General features: G+C 43.9%; 16 protein-coding genes. 5 read left to right on the top strand and 11 right to left on the bottom strand.

The features are described from left to right. The first annotated feature begins 72 nt into the window (after window positions 1-72). Both G5B30_RS10920 and G5B30_RS10915 read left to right on the top strand, forming a co-directional pair. Complete coding sequence (locus G5B30_RS10920) at window positions 73-459, top strand: RidA family protein (protein ID WP_165320033.1); 387 nt, start codon at window positions 73-75, stop codon at window positions 457-459. A 90-nt stretch (window positions 460-549) separates the two neighbouring features. Next, on the top strand, window positions 550-954 hold the full coding sequence (locus G5B30_RS10915; RefSeq protein ID WP_165320032.1) for a hypothetical protein: 405 nt from the start codon (window positions 550-552) through the stop codon (window positions 952-954). Window positions 955-966: 12 nt separating this feature from the next. On the opposite strand, the gene galE is transcribed toward G5B30_RS10915, so the two are convergent. Together galE and G5B30_RS10905 are read right to left on the bottom strand one after the other, a co-directional pair. Then, a complete protein-coding gene (gene galE, locus G5B30_RS10910; protein ID WP_165320031.1) occupies window positions 967-1,995 on the bottom strand; it encodes a UDP-glucose 4-epimerase GalE in 1,029 nt (342 codons plus the stop codon). Window positions 1,996-2,008: 13 nt separating this feature from the next. Next, window positions 2,009-2,944, bottom strand: a complete 936-nt coding sequence (locus tag G5B30_RS10905; RefSeq protein WP_165320030.1) for a UDP-glucuronic acid decarboxylase family protein — start codon at window positions 2,942-2,944, stop codon at window positions 2,009-2,011. Between the two features lie 71 nt (window positions 2,945-3,015). On the opposite strand from G5B30_RS10905, the gene G5B30_RS10900 reads away from it, so the two are divergent. Then, window positions 3,016-4,281, top strand: a complete 1,266-nt coding sequence (locus G5B30_RS10900) for a 3-deoxy-D-manno-octulosonic acid transferase (RefSeq protein ID WP_165320029.1) — start codon at window positions 3,016-3,018, stop codon at window positions 4,279-4,281. Here the strand turns inward: G5B30_RS10900 and hemW are convergent. The 8 genes from hemW to G5B30_RS10860 form a co-directional block, all read right to left on the bottom strand. Continuing rightward, window positions 4,271-5,392 carry a radical SAM family heme chaperone HemW gene (gene hemW / locus G5B30_RS10895; protein WP_165320028.1) on the bottom strand — a complete coding sequence of 374 codons (1,122 nt, stop codon included), beginning with the start codon at window positions 5,390-5,392 and terminating at the stop codon, window positions 4,271-4,273. The two genes, G5B30_RS10900 and hemW, sit on opposite strands and share 11 nt — an antisense overlap. Window positions 5,393-5,401: 9 nt before the next feature. Then, a complete protein-coding gene (lipB, locus tag G5B30_RS10890; protein WP_317164338.1) occupies window positions 5,402-6,106 on the bottom strand; it encodes a lipoyl(octanoyl) transferase LipB in 705 nt (234 codons plus the stop codon). 22 nt (window positions 6,107-6,128) lie between these two features. Beyond that, window positions 6,129-6,485, bottom strand: a complete 357-nt coding sequence (locus G5B30_RS10885) for a four helix bundle protein (RefSeq protein WP_165320026.1) — start codon at window positions 6,483-6,485, stop codon at window positions 6,129-6,131. A 64-nt stretch (window positions 6,486-6,549) separates the two neighbouring features. Next, window positions 6,550-7,743 carry a GTPase HflX gene (gene hflX / locus G5B30_RS10880; protein ID WP_165320025.1) on the bottom strand — a complete coding sequence of 398 codons (1,194 nt, stop codon included), beginning with the start codon at window positions 7,741-7,743 and terminating at the stop codon, window positions 6,550-6,552. Window positions 7,744-7,856: 113 nt separating this feature from the next. Continuing rightward, window positions 7,857-9,962 carry an ATP-dependent DNA helicase RecG gene (gene recG, locus G5B30_RS10875; RefSeq protein WP_165320024.1) on the bottom strand — a complete coding sequence of 702 codons (2,106 nt, stop codon included), beginning with the start codon at window positions 9,960-9,962 and terminating at the stop codon, window positions 7,857-7,859. Between the two features lie 97 nt (window positions 9,963-10,059). Next, window positions 10,060-11,040 carry a hypothetical protein gene (locus G5B30_RS10870; RefSeq protein WP_165320023.1) on the bottom strand — a complete coding sequence of 327 codons (981 nt, stop codon included), beginning with the start codon at window positions 11,038-11,040 and terminating at the stop codon, window positions 10,060-10,062. A 236-nt stretch (window positions 11,041-11,276) separates the two neighbouring features. Beyond that, on the bottom strand, window positions 11,277-11,828 hold the full coding sequence (locus G5B30_RS10865; RefSeq protein ID WP_165320022.1) for a DUF6252 family protein: 552 nt from the start codon (window positions 11,826-11,828) through the stop codon (window positions 11,277-11,279). A 46-nt stretch (window positions 11,829-11,874) separates the two neighbouring features. After that, window positions 11,875-13,737, bottom strand: coding sequence for a PQQ-binding-like beta-propeller repeat protein (locus tag G5B30_RS10860; protein ID WP_165320021.1), 1,863 nt, complete (start codon window positions 13,735-13,737; stop codon window positions 11,875-11,877). A 187-nt stretch (window positions 13,738-13,924) separates the two neighbouring features. Here G5B30_RS10860 and G5B30_RS10855 point away from each other — a divergent pair, with 187 nt between their 5' ends. Beyond that, window positions 13,925-14,737, top strand: coding sequence for a hypothetical protein (locus G5B30_RS10855; RefSeq protein ID WP_165320020.1), 813 nt, complete (start codon window positions 13,925-13,927; stop codon window positions 14,735-14,737). A gap of 33 nt (window positions 14,738-14,770) precedes the next feature. Beyond that, window positions 14,771-15,283: a porin family protein gene (locus G5B30_RS10850; protein ID WP_165320019.1), complete on the top strand. Its 513-nt coding sequence runs from the start codon at window positions 14,771-14,773 to the stop codon at window positions 15,281-15,283. A 97-nt stretch (window positions 15,284-15,380) separates the two neighbouring features. Here G5B30_RS10850 and G5B30_RS10845 read toward each other — a convergent pair whose 3' ends face one another. Further along, a complete protein-coding gene (locus tag G5B30_RS10845; RefSeq protein ID WP_165320018.1) occupies window positions 15,381-16,007 on the bottom strand; it encodes a response regulator in 627 nt (208 codons plus the stop codon). Between the last annotated feature and the right edge of the window lie 104 nt (window positions 16,008-16,111).

Below are 16,111 nucleotides of genomic sequence, written 5' to 3'. Positions count from 1 at the left end.
TTGTTATTGACATTTACAATACACTCCTGTATCTTCGTATTTGTTTAGTTCACCCATATCACCACAAATCGCATGGCAAAAAAAGAAATACTCAATACGGAAAAAGCTCCTGCAGCGATAGGACCTTATAATCAATCCATCAAAGCGGATAAGACCTTATATGTTTCCGGTCAAATTCCACTAATCCCTGAAAGTATGGAATTGATCACCACTGGCATCGTCGATGAGACACATCAAGTGTTAAAAAATATCGATGCGATACTGCAACATGCAGGATACAGCTTTGAGGATGTGGTGAAGACGTCTATTTTTTTAAGTAGCATGGATTATTTTGGTGCGGTGAATGAAGTGTATGCACAATACTTTAACACCAATCAGCCCGCACGGGAATGCGTGGCCGTCAAAACCTTACCTAAAAACGTAAACGTAGAAATCTCGGTTATCGCCTGGAAAGCTTAACAGCTTATTTATATAGCGGAAAACCCGGTTTGGTGTAGCATTCCTATGCCTTCGCGCGTTCTCTAATAAATCTTTATAAACGATACGATTATGAGAACAGGTAGTTTATTAGCACTTTTTGCGGTTTTCTTCTTCTTTGCCTCTTGTCAAAAAAGTCAATCCACCTCGCGGGCCATCGACGAGGAAAGTTTGGCCGATCTCCGTAAAAAAATCATGGAGCAGGTCGATACGGCCATATGTACCGATCCGTCGGCATGGAGTTTTACCGCACTGGGCAGCAAAGCCTGTGGTGGTCCGCAGACCTACATTGCTTATCCCCACTCGATCGATACCGAGGCTTTTCTGCAGCTGGTGAAAAAATATAACGAGGCTGAACGTGCTTTCAACGAAAAGCATGGCGTTATATCTGACTGTATGATGATCCTTCCGCCGGATGGTATTAAATGTGTCGATGAAAAACCGGTATTAGTGTATTCGAACGAGCACCTGAAATAATGAGGCTATCGGTTATGCCATCGGATTATCCCTTAGATATTGCTCCCATTTCCAAGCGGAGGCCATCATCTCATCGATACCCAATTCAGCTTTCCATCCGAGCTCTTGCGTGGATTTTGTTACATCCCCCCATACTTTAATGATATCGCCTTCACGACGAGGGCCGATGCTATAATTCAACGGCTGTCCAGATACTTTTTCAAAAGCAGCAATGGCTTCCAACACGGAGTAACCGTTTCCGGTTCCCACATTAAACACATCGTATTTGCCATTTGGATTGCCCTTTTCGAGCAACTTGATAGCAGCGACATGCGCTTTAGCCAAATCGACAACATGGATAAAATCACGGATACAGGAGCCATCCGGCGTATCGTAATCGTCTCCGAATACCGTTAGCCGCTCCCGCTTACCGATAGCCGTCTGGGTAATAAAGGGCAACAGATTTTGGGGTACTCCAATAGGTAGTTCTCCAATTAAGGCGGATTGATGGGCACCGACTGGATTAAAATAACGCAAGGCTATCACATTATAATTGGAATAGGCATTCGCCGTTTCTTCTAATATCTCCTCTGCAATCTGTTTGGTATTGCCATAAGGCGACGCTGCTTTTTTGACCGGGGCAGCTTCCGTAACAGGAAGAACATCCGGTTCGCCATAGACCGTACAACTGGATGAAAAAACAAAGTTGATGGGTTTATTCCGGTAGGCATTAAGCAGGTTAATCAACGAAAAGAAGTTATTTCCATAATATTTTAAGGGATCGATAACAGACTCCCCCACTGCTTTTGACGCAGCGAAATGGATAATACCTGTGATGTCGGGATTATTTTGAATGAATTCCGTGGTCTTTGCTGTATCACAAAGATCAAATTGATGAAATTCCGGCTTCGTTCCAATGATTTTTTCAATCTGATCCAGAATTCGAATATTGGAGTTGGAGAGGTCATCTACAATAACAGGTGTGTATCCTGCCTGAAAAAGTTCGACCACTGTATGCGAGCCTATATATCCTGTCCCGCCGGTTACTAATATCTTACTCATGTATTAAAACGTTTTATAGTGCAAATTTAAAGTATTCAATTGTTTTGAGGAGTCCCTCCTCTCGACCAACCTTCGGCTCCCAGGCCAACAGGTCCTTCGCCCGTGTAATATCCGGCTTCCGTTGCTTCGGGTCATCCGCAGGCAGTTGCTGAAATACAATTTTAGAACTACTGTCCGTCAACCGAACGATATCTTCAGCCAGCTCCAATACAGTAATCTCATCCGGGTTTCCGATATTTACCGGCAATGCATAATCTGCTTGCAACAGGCTATAAATTCCCTCCACCTGATCCGAAATATAACAAAACGAACGCGTCTGCAAACCATCTCCATATACGGTAATATCTTCACCACGAATGGCCTGTCGTATGAAGTTAGGTAAAGCCCTCCCATCGTCTATGCGCATGCGGCTGCCATAGGTATTAAATATGCGAACAATACGGGTGTCCAAGCCATGAAACCGGTGATACGCCATGGTCATGGCTTCCTGAAATCGCTTGGCCTCATCGTATACGCCACGAGGCCCGACAGGATTAACATTTCCCCGGTAATCTTCCGACTGCGGTGACACCAACGGATCTCCATATACTTCCGACGTCGACGCCACCAATATCCGTGCTTTTTTATCCTTTGCTAATCCCAGTAAATTATGCGTCCCCAGTGACCCCACCTTCAACGTCTGGATGGGGATACGTAGATAATCGATGGGACTCGCCGGCGAAGCGAAGTGCAAGATAAAATCCAAATGTCCCGGCACGTGCACAAACTTGGACACATCATGGTGATAAAACTCAAAATTCGGCAGATGAAACAAATGCTCTATATTACCGATATGTCCGGTAATCAGATTATCCATGGCGATCACATGATAATCTTCCTGGATAAAACGATCACAAAGGTGTGACCCTAAAAAACCCGCTGCTCCCGTAATTAATATTCTTTTCTGCACACTCGATTGCACTTGGTCGTGAATTTGAAAAGGTTTAATATCTTTGACGAAGATAAGTAATATTTCACAATATGCGATTATTATATGACCTCGGCATCTTCCTTTATGGCGTATTGTTACGTTGCGTTTCTCCCTTTATACCTAAGGCAAAGCAGTGGGTAGAGGGGCGTAAAAACCTCTTGCGACATATCGATCAAACGGTTGAACAAGGGCAAAAACCCATTTGGTTCCATTTCGCCTCCTTGGGTGAATTTGAGCAGGGAAGATCTGTCATGGAGCAGATCAAAAAAAATTTTCCCCGGGAAAAAATTATCATTACTTTTTATTCCCCTTCGGGTTATGAAATAAGAAAAAATACACCTTTGGCGGACTATGTCTTTTATCTGCCAGAAGATACTGCCGCACATGCGCGTAAATTTTTGGATATCGTCAGCCCTAAATTTGCAGTATTTACCAAATACGAGTATTGGTTCCATTATTTCCATGCATTACAACAGCGACGCATCCCCTTATTGATGATCTCCGCCATTTTTAGGGAAGAGCAACTGTTTTTCAAACCTTACGGTGGTTTTTACCGTTCGATTTTGAAAAAAGTATCTTACTTTTTTACACAAAATATGGAGAGTGTGCACATGCTCAAATGGATCGGTATTACCAAGGCGGGACTGGCGGGGGATACCCGTTTTGATCGCGTTGTCGAACTACCCAAACAGCTTCAGGAAATACCTGAGGTGCAGAAGTTCGTGGGCAGCCATCCCGTACTGGTGGCCGGTAGTACATGGCAACCGGATGAAGAACACCTGCAGTCTTTAGCACAACAGCATGCGCAATGGAAATTTATCCTTGCACCGCATGAAGTGCATCGGGAGCATATCGATGCTTTATCGCAACTCTTTCCTTCGTCCATACGCTTTTCCCAGCTAAACAACGCTTCAGCCGAGGCGATGCAACAAGCACAAGTCCTTATCATTGACAATATCGGTATGCTTTCTTCGTTGTATCACTATGGTGACATGGCCTATATCGGAGGTGGGTTCGGAGTTGGCATCCACAATACCTTGGAAGCCGCTGCGTATGGCATACCCGTTATTTTTGGCCCTAAATACGAGAAATTTCAGGAAGCCATAGATCTATTGGTATTAGGTGCAGGGTTCTCCATCGGTAGTGCAGAAGAATTGCAACGCGTGTTTGAAGCACTTTTAGATGAAGAAAAAAGAAAAGAGGCGGGCCATGCAGCAGCCAACTACGTACAACAGCGAGCCGGAGCGACACAAATTATCATGAAGTATCTGGAAACGGAGAAGTTGTTGGATATCCAAGAGGATGTTAAATCCTAAATAACGCACTGATAATATGATCGGCCATCAGTTTCCCCTGTTTGCTCAAAATTAGCGCGGTATCATCCTGCACCAGCTGCCCGCTTATTATAAAAGGTTGCGCTTCCTTCAATATACCCTGTAGTGAATCCTTTCCAAATTCATGCTCAAAATAAGATAAATCTACTCCCCACATCGTACGCAACGACGTCATCACATACTCATTTGTGCGATCTTGCAAAGAGAGGAGTTCTGTCTCTTGAAAGGAAGTTCCTTTTCCTATAGCTGAAATATACCGTGCATTGTTAGCGATGTTCCAGCTCCGGGAGATACCGTTAAACGAGTGTGCAGAAGGGCCTATACCCAAGTAATGCTTTCCTTTCCAGTAATTCGTGTTGTGTCGAGCATACATACCTCCTTTAGCAAAATTCGATATTTCGTAATGCTCAAAACCATTGCCGGTCAAAGTCTCGATAAGCATCAACATCTGCTCGGCGCTCTGTTCATCATCCATTGGTGATGTTTTCCCCTGCCGTATAAAATGATCCAAAGCCGTCCTTTTTTCTACAGTCATGGCGTAGGAAGAGACATGCGGCACCTGAAGTTCGATAAGCTTAGACATGTTCGTGGCCCACTTTTCGTTGGTCAGCAAAGGATAACCATAAATCAAATCACAGGTAATATTTGCAAACCCGGCATCTTGGACCCGTTTAATAGACGCATCCGCATCCTGCGCATTATGCGCACGGTTCATCCACCGTAGATCCTCTTCATAAAACGACTGTATACCAATACTGAATCGATTGATAGGCGTCGCTCGAAGTGCCTTTACCTGATGAATATCCAAATCATCCGGATTCGCTTCGAGGGTAATTTCAGCATCGGGTGTGACATCGAAGCGTATAGCGATACTATCGATCAGTTTTTGGATTTCCTCCGGCTGCAGGATAGAAGGGGTACCTCCGCCAAAGTAAATGCTCTGCACCGACCGATCTTCCAGATAATCTGAGCGGAGCTCGATTTCTTTATGCATGGCGGCCAACAATTCGTCCTTGTACTTCAACGAGGTGCTGAAGTGAAAGTCACAGTAATGACAGGCCTGCTTACAGAAAGGGATGTGAAGATAAATCATTGTTACAGCTTACAGCAGTTCCATCTTAAACAATGCGGCAATGTGCCCCTTCAACTTATCTTTTACCTCATCCATATCCATCTTATGACCCAGCTCGCGCTCCATGGAGGTCACGTCCTTGTCGTCGATACCACAGGGGATAATATAACCAAAATAGTCCAGATTGGCATTGACGTTGAAGGCAAAACCGTGCATAGTAACCCAACGGGAAGCCCGCACCCCCATCGCACATATCTTACGTGCCTTTTCATTATCGGCATCCAACCAAACACCCGTATAACCCGGGTAACGCCCTGCTTCAATACCATAGTCGGCCAAAGTCAATATGATAGCGTCTTCTAACGTCCGTAAGTATAGATGGATATCGGTAAAAAAGTTGTCCAGATCCAGAATGGGGTAGCCGACGATCTGCCCTGGTCCATGATAGGTAATATCACCACCTCGATTAATCTTGTAAAAAGTAGCTTCCTTCTCTTTTAACCCCCCTTCATCCAAGAGTAAGTATTCTTCATGACCACTTTTACCCAACGTATAGACATGAGGGTGTTCGGTAAACACCAGGAAATTAGGCGTAGGGTTTTGCGTATTATTTATCCGGTTCGCATTTTTGATAGCCACCGTTTGCGCAAAGATTTCCTCTTGCCTGTTCCAGGCCTCTTGGTAGTCCACCAAGCCCCAATCCACATATTGTACCTGTTTGTTCATAGTTCTTATGCTGTAGGCTTTAGGCCATAAGCTATAGGCTCTTTAATTTTTGACTTAATGAAAACAGTTGTTTTTTGACCATATTTATTTCTTCTATTAACGTTGAAGATATGGCTGTATCAAGAAAGTTTAAATCTGTCGATAGAATTACAAAATATTCTAATTCGTGAGCTGAACCTAAACTTATTTGTATAAACCGATCAAAATCTTTATCAGAACGTCTTCCACACCCTTCTGCAAAATTACTTGGAATAGAATAAGCTGCACGCTGCATTTGAGATATTATTCTAAACTTTTCATCAGATGGAAAACATTTAGTCACTTCGAATATATGTAAAGTCAACCTATGACTTTTTTGCCATACTTGATATCGTTTAAAATCCCTCATTATTTTGAGTTTTGGCTGTATGCTTTAAGCTTATAGCCTATCGCTTACAGCTTATTGCCTAAAGCTAATACAACAAATTATCATACGGATACCTCGCCGTATGCAATTCCGAAATGATATCGTAAAGCTTCTGCTTGAATTCTTCTATGTTTGTTTTCTCAGTCGCCGAAAGGAATATAGCCGGATCGGAGTTTCGGGCCATCCAGGATTTCTTAAAATCTTCTAATGTGACCTTTATTTCTTCCCCTTCTTCATCTCTTTCAACAGGAGGTTTGTAGGCATCTATTTTGTTAAACACCGTAATCGTGGGTTTGTCTAAAGCATCGATATCTTTCAAGGTTTCGTTGACCGCCACGATATGGTCCTCAAAATTGGGGTGTGAAATGTCTACAACATGGATCAGCACATCGGCTTCACGAACTTCATCCAGCGTAGACTTGAACGACTCCACCAAGTGATGGGGCAGCTTACGGATAAACCCAACGGTATCCGAGAGCAAAAATGGTAGGTTATCAATGACTACCTTACGTACGGTCGTATCTAACGTTGCAAAAAGCTTATTCTCAATCAATACATCCGACTTGGAAATCCGGTTCAAAATTGTCGATTTACCCACGTTGGTATAACCTACCAACGCCACACGAATCATCTCGCCACGGTTCTTACGCTGTGTTTCGTTCTGCTTGTCGATGACTTTCAGCCGCTCTTTCAACAGCGATATCTTGTTGAGAATAATTCGTCTGTCCGTCTCGATCTGCGACTCCCCGGGTCCACGCATACCGATCCCCCCGCGCTGACGCTCCAAGTGCGTCCACATCCGGGTCAATCGAGGGAGTAGGTATTGCAGCTGTGCCAACTCGACCTGTGTCTTCGCCTGTGCGGTTTGGGCGTGGTTGGCAAAAATGTCAAGGATCAGATTGGAGCGATCCAGAATTTTACATTTCAGTTCGCGTTCAATATTACGCAATTGTGATGGAGAGAGCTCATCATCAAACACCACCATATCGATTTCTTCCGCGTCAATATATGCTTTAATCTCTTCCAGCTTACCACTTCCCACAAACGTAGCATGTTCCGGCTTCGCCAGCTTTTGTGTAAAAATATGTTCGGTCTGCCCCCCTGCTGTTGTCACTAAAAACTCCAGTTCCTGCAAATAATCCTTTGCCATCTGATCCGACACATCCGGTGTAATGACAGAGACCAGAACAGCGGTTTCACGTTTCGGTGCGGTGTCGTGTATTTTAAATCGTCTTCCCATGAATATCTTCTCTTCAGTATATGATATACTTCATATTTCTATCTTCAACTGTTAAAACTTTGGGATCTCCTATCCCATTGTCCAATAACAGGGATACAAAGGTAAATGTTTTTTTACGAAATCTTATCCCAGGAAATACCGGGAGAACGTTGGTTCACGTACTGAAGCAGCAATACGTTTTGGGGTAAGGTAAGCGTAGGATCTTCGGCGAATATTACCATGACCGATTGACGGGCTTCGGTCAAGAGCTGCTGGTCCTTAGCCAGATCAGCAATTTTCAAATCCAGAACCCCCGATTGTTGTGTACCGGAGATATCGCCCGGGCCACGAAGCTGCAAGTCCACTTCGGCAATCTCAAAGCCATCATTGGTGCGTACCATGGTCTCCAATCGGGTTCTTCCTTCTTTGCTTAGTTTATTTTTTGACATCAGGATACAGAATGATTGCTCCGCTCCGCGCCCTACCCGGCCCCGTAGCTGATGGAGCTGTGACAGCCCGAACCGCTCGGCATTTTCAATGACCATCACCGACGCATTCGGTACATTCACCCCCACCTCAATAACAGTAGTAGCCACCATAATCTGGGTTTCGCCTTTGACGAAACGTTGCATCTCAAAGTCCTTGTCTTTCACGGGCATCTTACCATGAACGATGGATATCCGATAGTGCGGCAACGGAAATTCTCGCTGTAAACTTTCCAGGCCCGCTTCCAGATGAAGCAGGTCCATTTTTTCACTTTCCTTAATCAGCGGATAAACAATATACACCTGTCGACCTTTAGCGATCTCCTCCCGCATAAACCCGAAGACACGCAAACGTTGGTTTTCAAAAAAATGAACCGTCTTAATCGGCTTACGCCCTGCCGGAAGTTCGTCGATAATCGAGATATCCAGATCTCCATACATCGTCATAGCTAAGGTACGCGGGATAGGTGTGGCGGTCATGACTAACATATGGGGGGGAATAGGATTTTTTCGCCAGAGCTTGGCCCGCTGTTCCACGCCAAAACGGTGCTGCTCATCGATAACCACAAAGCCGATATTTTTGAATTTGACCTTATCTTCAATCAACGCATGTGTTCCGATCAGGATGTCCAACGCACCTTCTTCCAGCTCCTGATGGATGATACGTCGTTCTTTTGTTGTCGTAGAGCCTGTAAGGAGTCGGATCCGACAGATATCTTCGCCGACCAGCTTCTTCAAGCCGTGATAGTGCTGTGTTGCCAATATCTCTGTAGGAGCCATCATACAAGTCTGATAACCGTTATCGATAGCGAGGAGCATACTCATCAACGCAACCACGGTCTTGCCCGAGCCTACATCGCCCTGAACGAGCCGGTTCATCTGGGCACCGGTGTTCGTATCCTGACGTATTTCTTTAATGACTCTTTTCTGCGCTTTAGTCAAGGGGAAAGGAAGCCGTTCGTTAAAAAAAGTATTGAATTTTTCGCCTACTTGCGCGAAAACATGTCCCTTATATTTCTGCGTATTGAGCTGCTTGTTGCGGAGTAAGCGCAGCTGAATAAAGAACAACTCTTCAAACTTCAGCCGGCGGATGGCCGCACGGAGTCCTTCTTCATGTTGTGGAAAATGGATGGACAACAGGGCCTTATCATAGTCTATCAGGCGATGCTTCGCTACAATATAGGATGGCAGGTTTTCGGTCAGCGAACTGTAAACGGTTTCTAACGCTGTTTGCTGCAGCTTTTGTAAACCTTTGCTATCCAGATGAAACTTTTTGAGTTTCTCGGTCGACGAATAGACGGGCTGCATGGTCATATTGCCTACCCTCTTCTCGGAAGCTTGATAAAGCTCCATTTCCGGATGTGTCATCGACAACATCCCGTTGAATTCGGACGGCTTGCCGTAAATAATATAGGCTGCACCGACCTTCAGGCTTTTTTTGAGCCAAGATACACTTTGAAACCAGACAAGCTCCATCTGGCCGGTATCGTCCTTAAACTGCCCGACCAGCCGCTTAGCTCTTTTTTCACCTACTTCCTCCAGAGACACCAGCCTACCAATAATCTGCGCACCCATCATATCGGCATTGACTTGTCGTATCTTATGAAATTTCGTACGGTCGATGTAGCGAAACGGGTAATGTTGCAGAAGATCACCAATGGTAAAAACCTGTAGTTCCTTTTTAAGCACATCGGCTTTTTGCGGACCTACACCTTTGAGATATTCGATGGGCGTTATGAGCGATAAAATAGCCATTCCTACGAACGGCTAATTTACGAAATATTGCAAACAAACAAGCCCTTCCCATTAGGAAGAGCTTGCTGACTTATAAGGGTTGTTGTATTGTTTCCTATTAGTTGAGTGCATTAATCAAGCTTACGATATTATTTTTAGTAGTTGTATCCAGATCGTCACTGCTGATAGCAATGGTACCATTAGCTACAATAGTCGCTTGTTTGATCGCATAGACCACAGAACCGTTGCTTTCGGACACGAAAACTACATGTAACGTCATGCCAATTGGAATAAATCCGTAGTGTTCCGAGAAAAATTTATCTTCGGTGTCATAGGTATCCAATTGTGCCAACACATTAGGCTCGCCTTCGTATGCCAGGTATACCGCTGAGTTATTATTATCATAACCTTCAGGGACAGTAACCTTAATCTGCGTTTTATCTCTTGGGTCGTTGTAGAATCGATCCACGTTGGCCCATCCAAACTCATTACCCCAGATATCATAACCTGCACTCTGCTCATTCGGCCGTATGCCACCTTCTTTGCCATCCCCACCAGCTTCTTCCCATACCAGATTGCCGTCATCATTGATTTTTCCGGTCCATAAGATCATAGCGCCATCCAGGTCGCCGGTATTTGCTGCAGGTATATGTACCTGAAACTGACAACCAGATTTAAGTTCCTTACCGTCTTGTTCGATCTTGATGTTATACTCTCCCCCTGTAACCAACGGAAGTAGATTACCGTCACCATCCTTACCCATTACTGGCTTGTTGGTCGCCACCATATTTCCACGGTCATAGATTTCAATAAAGGACAACGTTACATTGCCATCGACAGCATTATTGTCCTCATCCACAAGACAGTTCGGATCAATAGTTAATTTTGCTCCTTTTTTAGAAGTAAATACGATACCGTCTTCTGCTTTGAATACTTTGGTCTGTGTCAGATCGGCAAGTGCCTTTTCCCGCATGGCCTTAAAATTAGCTGACGATGCCGGTGCTATGCCAATTTCTGTTCCGTCGTTTTTACAAGAGGAAGCGAATACCGCTACGCTACATGCGATAGCGAATAATTTGAATGTCAATGTCTTTTTCATGATGTTTTATTTTAAAGTTTGCAATTCGTTTATCTTTATATCATCAATCGAAAGATATTGTTACCTCCTTTTTTGAAATAAATTTTAGGCTATAGGCGGTAGGCTATAAGCTTTAGGCAGTAGGCTTACAGTCTAAAAAGAAAAGCGTGCAGCAACGAAGTGCAACACGCTAATCTAGAGTTATGAAAAAAATCGGTTTACCCGATTGTCCTCATCGAAGTTCTTATCCCTTGTTATTATTGAACTTTTAACCTAAACTTGCCTTCGGCAACTTTCTTCGTGGTTTCGTCGGTGTTATTGTAACCATCAAACTGGAATGTTCCCTCCACCACACCACTCTTATCGGAAGTCACCACAATGCTCCCTTTTCCAATATCATTGGCAGATGATGCACTTCCTGTTTCGGCAGCCCAGAAATTCAGATTGCCCGTACCCATAGAACCGATCGTGTAACGCGCATAGTTTTTGACATTTCCACCTACGCCTACCTTGTATGTTCCCGCACCCTTATAGCCATCCAATATATTGAGCATAATAGTACCTTCTCCTACATTGGCTATATTATCTGCCACACTGATCGTTAGGGTACCTTGATGGTATTTAAAGGCTCCCCAGGTTTCGGCATCACTCAGATCAGCCGTAAAGCTTGCTTCGCCTATTTCGGCCGTAAGATAAAAATCACCGTTTTTGTCCTTGTCACCATCCTCGCCTTCTTTCTCACAAGACATCAGTCCTGTCATCATCACGGCTATAAGCCCGATCGAAAATTTTAAAATACTATTTTTCATCATATTTATTTTAGTGTTTAATATTTTAGACTTCATTCCCTAATTGTCAAAGCTTAAAAGCCGAAACCTCACCATTTCCCGATTTGTAATACAAATAACCACCCCAGTCATCGACTTTATATTCTGGCTTTTTATCTTTCAATACGATTTCCTTTTCTGCTTTTCCGGTATCTTTATTGATCTTAACCAAACCAATACCAGCATCCAATGCCGTAAGAATAAACTGTGCATTCTCCGTCGCCGATGTCGCCTTAAAACGTTTGTTCATTGCCGTAAAAGAGACGGAAGCGATATTGGCAAAACCTTCTTGATAGGCTTTCATTTGTTCGCCGTAACTGTTCAATTGGTTGCTACCGGCATACGTACCATAGCGTCCACCCTGATAGGCTGCAGCTGAAGACATGGCCATCGAAGCTACAGCTAACACGCCATATGTCGCTTTGAGAAAACCTCCTTGACCAGGGGATTTATAATATCCATGGAATTTTTCTTTACCTTCAAAATCCAGCATGCAGAGGTTTTGGTCGGCAGCGAGCAATATACCTCCGTCCCTCACGACAATCTGACCCGGAACTTCTTTTTCCTTAAATTCAATTTTTGCGAGCGTACTGACTCCACCGTCTTTTTCATCAATGGCCAATACCTCGTCTCCTGTACTAATCAGATAGCGCCCATGGTCTTTGTCATACGTGCTCACCACACCTCTTGCTTTCTTATATTTAATCGGATTATTCCATACCGATTCACCTGTACTAAGATCAATGATATTCGCATCGGTATCCGTAATATAAATCACGCCCTGTGGCGTACGAGCCATGGTATGAATATTCTCTCCTGTTTTTAAGGGTTTTTTGAACAGCGTTGTACCGTCAAAAGATATTTTATTAATACCACCTGAATATATGCCAAACAGAATGCCGTCTTCTAGAATATAGAAATGCTGGACATATCCCTTAGTTTTTGGTGCCTTTTCCCACAGATCTTCGCCCGTAGCTGCATCCAGAAATGCAATCTTGGATTCGGAATTTCCAACAACTAATTTTGCTATCCCACTTTTCCCAGAATTGTCTACATCACTGACGATCGCCAAACCTTGTGGTAGAATCTCAAAACGGGAAATTTTCCCTTTTATCTTCCGTTCTTTCTTCCAAAGCAGCTCGCCCGTGTTGCTGATTTTATGGATACGGGTATCGCCATTTGGTCGCTCTTCAAAGCCGTAAATTTCTCTACCGGTTTTGTCGGCCGACATCCAGCTGATTTTATCCAGATCAGCCGTCCACACAATCTCTCCATTTTTGAAATTGGCACAGACCATACTCTTCGTCGTCGGCACCAACACCCGGTCACCGCTCAAAAACGGCTCGCCCGAACTTTGTGGTACGGAATTACCCATGCGTACCTTGCCCGCTTTGGGATCTAAGGAAGCAAAACCGTCCTGCTTTCCTGTAGCCAGATCATAAATACCTGTAGCCAACAGATAATCTTCCTTTTTGCTTCTGTTCCCGATGACAACCAACTTATTTTGAGGTAGGAAAACCTTGGCCTGCGCTATATTACGCCAGCCGTTGTCTTCGGTAGCAAAAAGTACTTTACCGGTAACTAAGTCAATAACCGTTTTCTTCGATGTCAACAACGAACCCTGGTTGACAATCACATACGGAGATGCTGGAACAAATTCCAATTCCTCTTCTTTTACTTTTCCATATTCCGTAAAGACAAAATGTGGTTTTTCTGCTCCAGGGTGTATACCCGCCAGTCCGCCGCCACCAGCGACAAGCAATACGCCACTTTCCGAAAGCGTAAAAAAGTCAATTTTGCCACCCATATCATATAAGTGTTCAGGTGTCGTTTTTTGTCCCCATGCATGCATCATGAAAACAACGAGAGGTAATACGAGTAATCTTTTCATGGTTTCTCTAGATTTTATTTGATTGGGAGTAAAGTTAGCGGAGAGAATAAAAGATAGACATCTGTAAGATTACGGAATTTAACATCCGTAAAATTACGGATACGAACCCGTGGATGTACGGATTGCCCCCTGTAGCAAACCCTTCTACCTTTGGCATAAAACCAAATCATTAAAAGAATATAACATCATGAAAAAGCAAACTAACCCCAAATTAAAACCTTTACTCGTACTCGTATCTATGTTCATTCTATTTGCGGTAAGCACCTTAGCCGCGTTGACACTAACGTCATGTGACAAGGAAGATCCCGATCCGCAGAACGCCACCACGTTTCCCGTACCGAGCTACCCGGAGACACCAGAAGATGCGGATGCAGTGTTGATTGCCATTAAAGCTTCCACGCCCTTTGCCATGCAGACTCCCATAGAGATCCCGGGAATGCCCGGAGGTAGCAGCGAAATCACAATGGAATATGGAATGGGAGTAGCCCTATTCAAAGGAAATGCACAAGCGGGATCTGTCAAATTGAATAATACCACATTAAAATTCAGCAACGGTGTGTACATGTGGCAACCCGACTTTACAGACCTCACCAATCCGAGCTCCATTACGGGTGTGGATTTGAGTGGTAACATCTCTTGGGAAGTAACAAGCCCGAATATTGAAAAGACACTAACCGGACTTCCGGGAATGCCAAAAGTCACCAGTGGTAAGGTCATGACAAAAATAGACGGCTATACATTGACCAATGTGTCTGTATCCGGCGCAAACAAAATATTGTATGGCGTTTATTCGTCCAACGGAAAGTATGTTCTGAAAGAAAAGGCTGGAAACAGCACCAGCATCACCTTCTCCAAAGAGGAGCTTGCCGAATTGGGCAATACGAAGAATGGCATTATTCAAGCTAATGCGTATGTTATCACGAACGAAACCATAGGAGGCAAAAAAGTATACTTTATACGCCAGTCTTCTTATAGCCTTACCAACGTAGAGATTAAATAAACCAATAATATATTAACACTTAACAGAATAAAAATGAATCTAAAACAAATCTTGACAACCGCTGTATTGACAGCTTGTGTTTCCACAGTTGCTATGTCGCAAACGTATGAGAAAGGTGACAACCTATTGAACGTCGGTGTTGGAGTCGGCGGAGCCTTCGGTATGCCGATCGGTATCAGTTATGAACATGGTTTTTCAGACAAAATCAGTGGTGGTGTCTATGTCGGTTATGCTAGCAAAACAGAAAATCTGGTTTGGGCAGACTACAAATGGACCTACATTCTTGGCGCCGCTAGAGCTTCGTACCATTTTGATTTCAACGTCGAAAATCTGGATCCGTACATCGGTGTGATCTTAGGTTATAATTATGCAAAAGGAGAATGGGATGGCGGTGGAAATAATGCTTGGCCAGCACCTTCAGCAGGAGGTGTTGTGTACGGTGGTCATGCCGGAGCACGGTATTTTTTCTCTCCGAAATTTGGGATCTTCGCGGAAGTAGGCTATGGTCTAGGTAACGCGAATGCCGGTTTAGCCTTCAAACTATAAACACATATAAATCCGACCCTGCCCTAACTGACGACGGGCGGGGTCTCCTCTTTTTAATCATCTTTATCTTTATAAAAGGAAAGCCTCTCGGAAACAACTATACCAGACGGTTCGAAAGTGCATACTTTAAAAGGCCGATAGTTGTCACACAATTGGTTTTACGCATCAGATTTTTCCGGTGTGTTTCTACGGTACGTTCACTGATGAATAATTTCTCGGCTATCTGCCGGCTCGTATATTCAGAGGCCAATAGTTTGAGTACATCCAACTCCCGTTCAGTCAATTCCGTATTGTTGGACCGGATATCACCGTTGAACTGAACCAGAGCGCGTGTGACTTCTACACTCCAGTAATGACGGTCATTCATAACGGCTTGGATCGCTTGATAAAGTTCCTGACAGGCATATTTTTTCAGAATATAAGCATCAACACCTGAGGCCATGACTTCACGAACCAAATCGGGTTCATCATGCATGCTAAGTACAATGACTTTTAAGGTGGGACATAGCACTTTTGCTCGTTGAATCAACTCAAGTCCAGACATATCTGGCATGCTGTGGTCGGTGATAAGCAGATCAAATTCCTGTTGCTCCAGATAAGACAACGCGAAACGGGCTGAAGTGGTTGTTGCTGATACACCAATATCGGGGTGGTCCTCCAGCAAAGCTAAAAGACCATCTACTATAATGGCATGATCATCGACTAATAAGGTATTTAGACTCATGATTGTATGTTTGGCTCTCTAAATTTAGAAAAAAAAATCCTTTTATATTTATATTTTTACATAAAGCATAACCAATTGCGGTTCATGAGCTTATTTCATGGCTT

It is taken from the genome of Sphingobacterium sp. SGG-5, from assembly GCF_011043525.1.
Lineage (GTDB): Bacteria > Bacteroidota > Bacteroidia > Sphingobacteriales > Sphingobacteriaceae > Sphingobacterium.
This window is presented reverse-complemented; position numbering and strand designations above follow the sequence as displayed.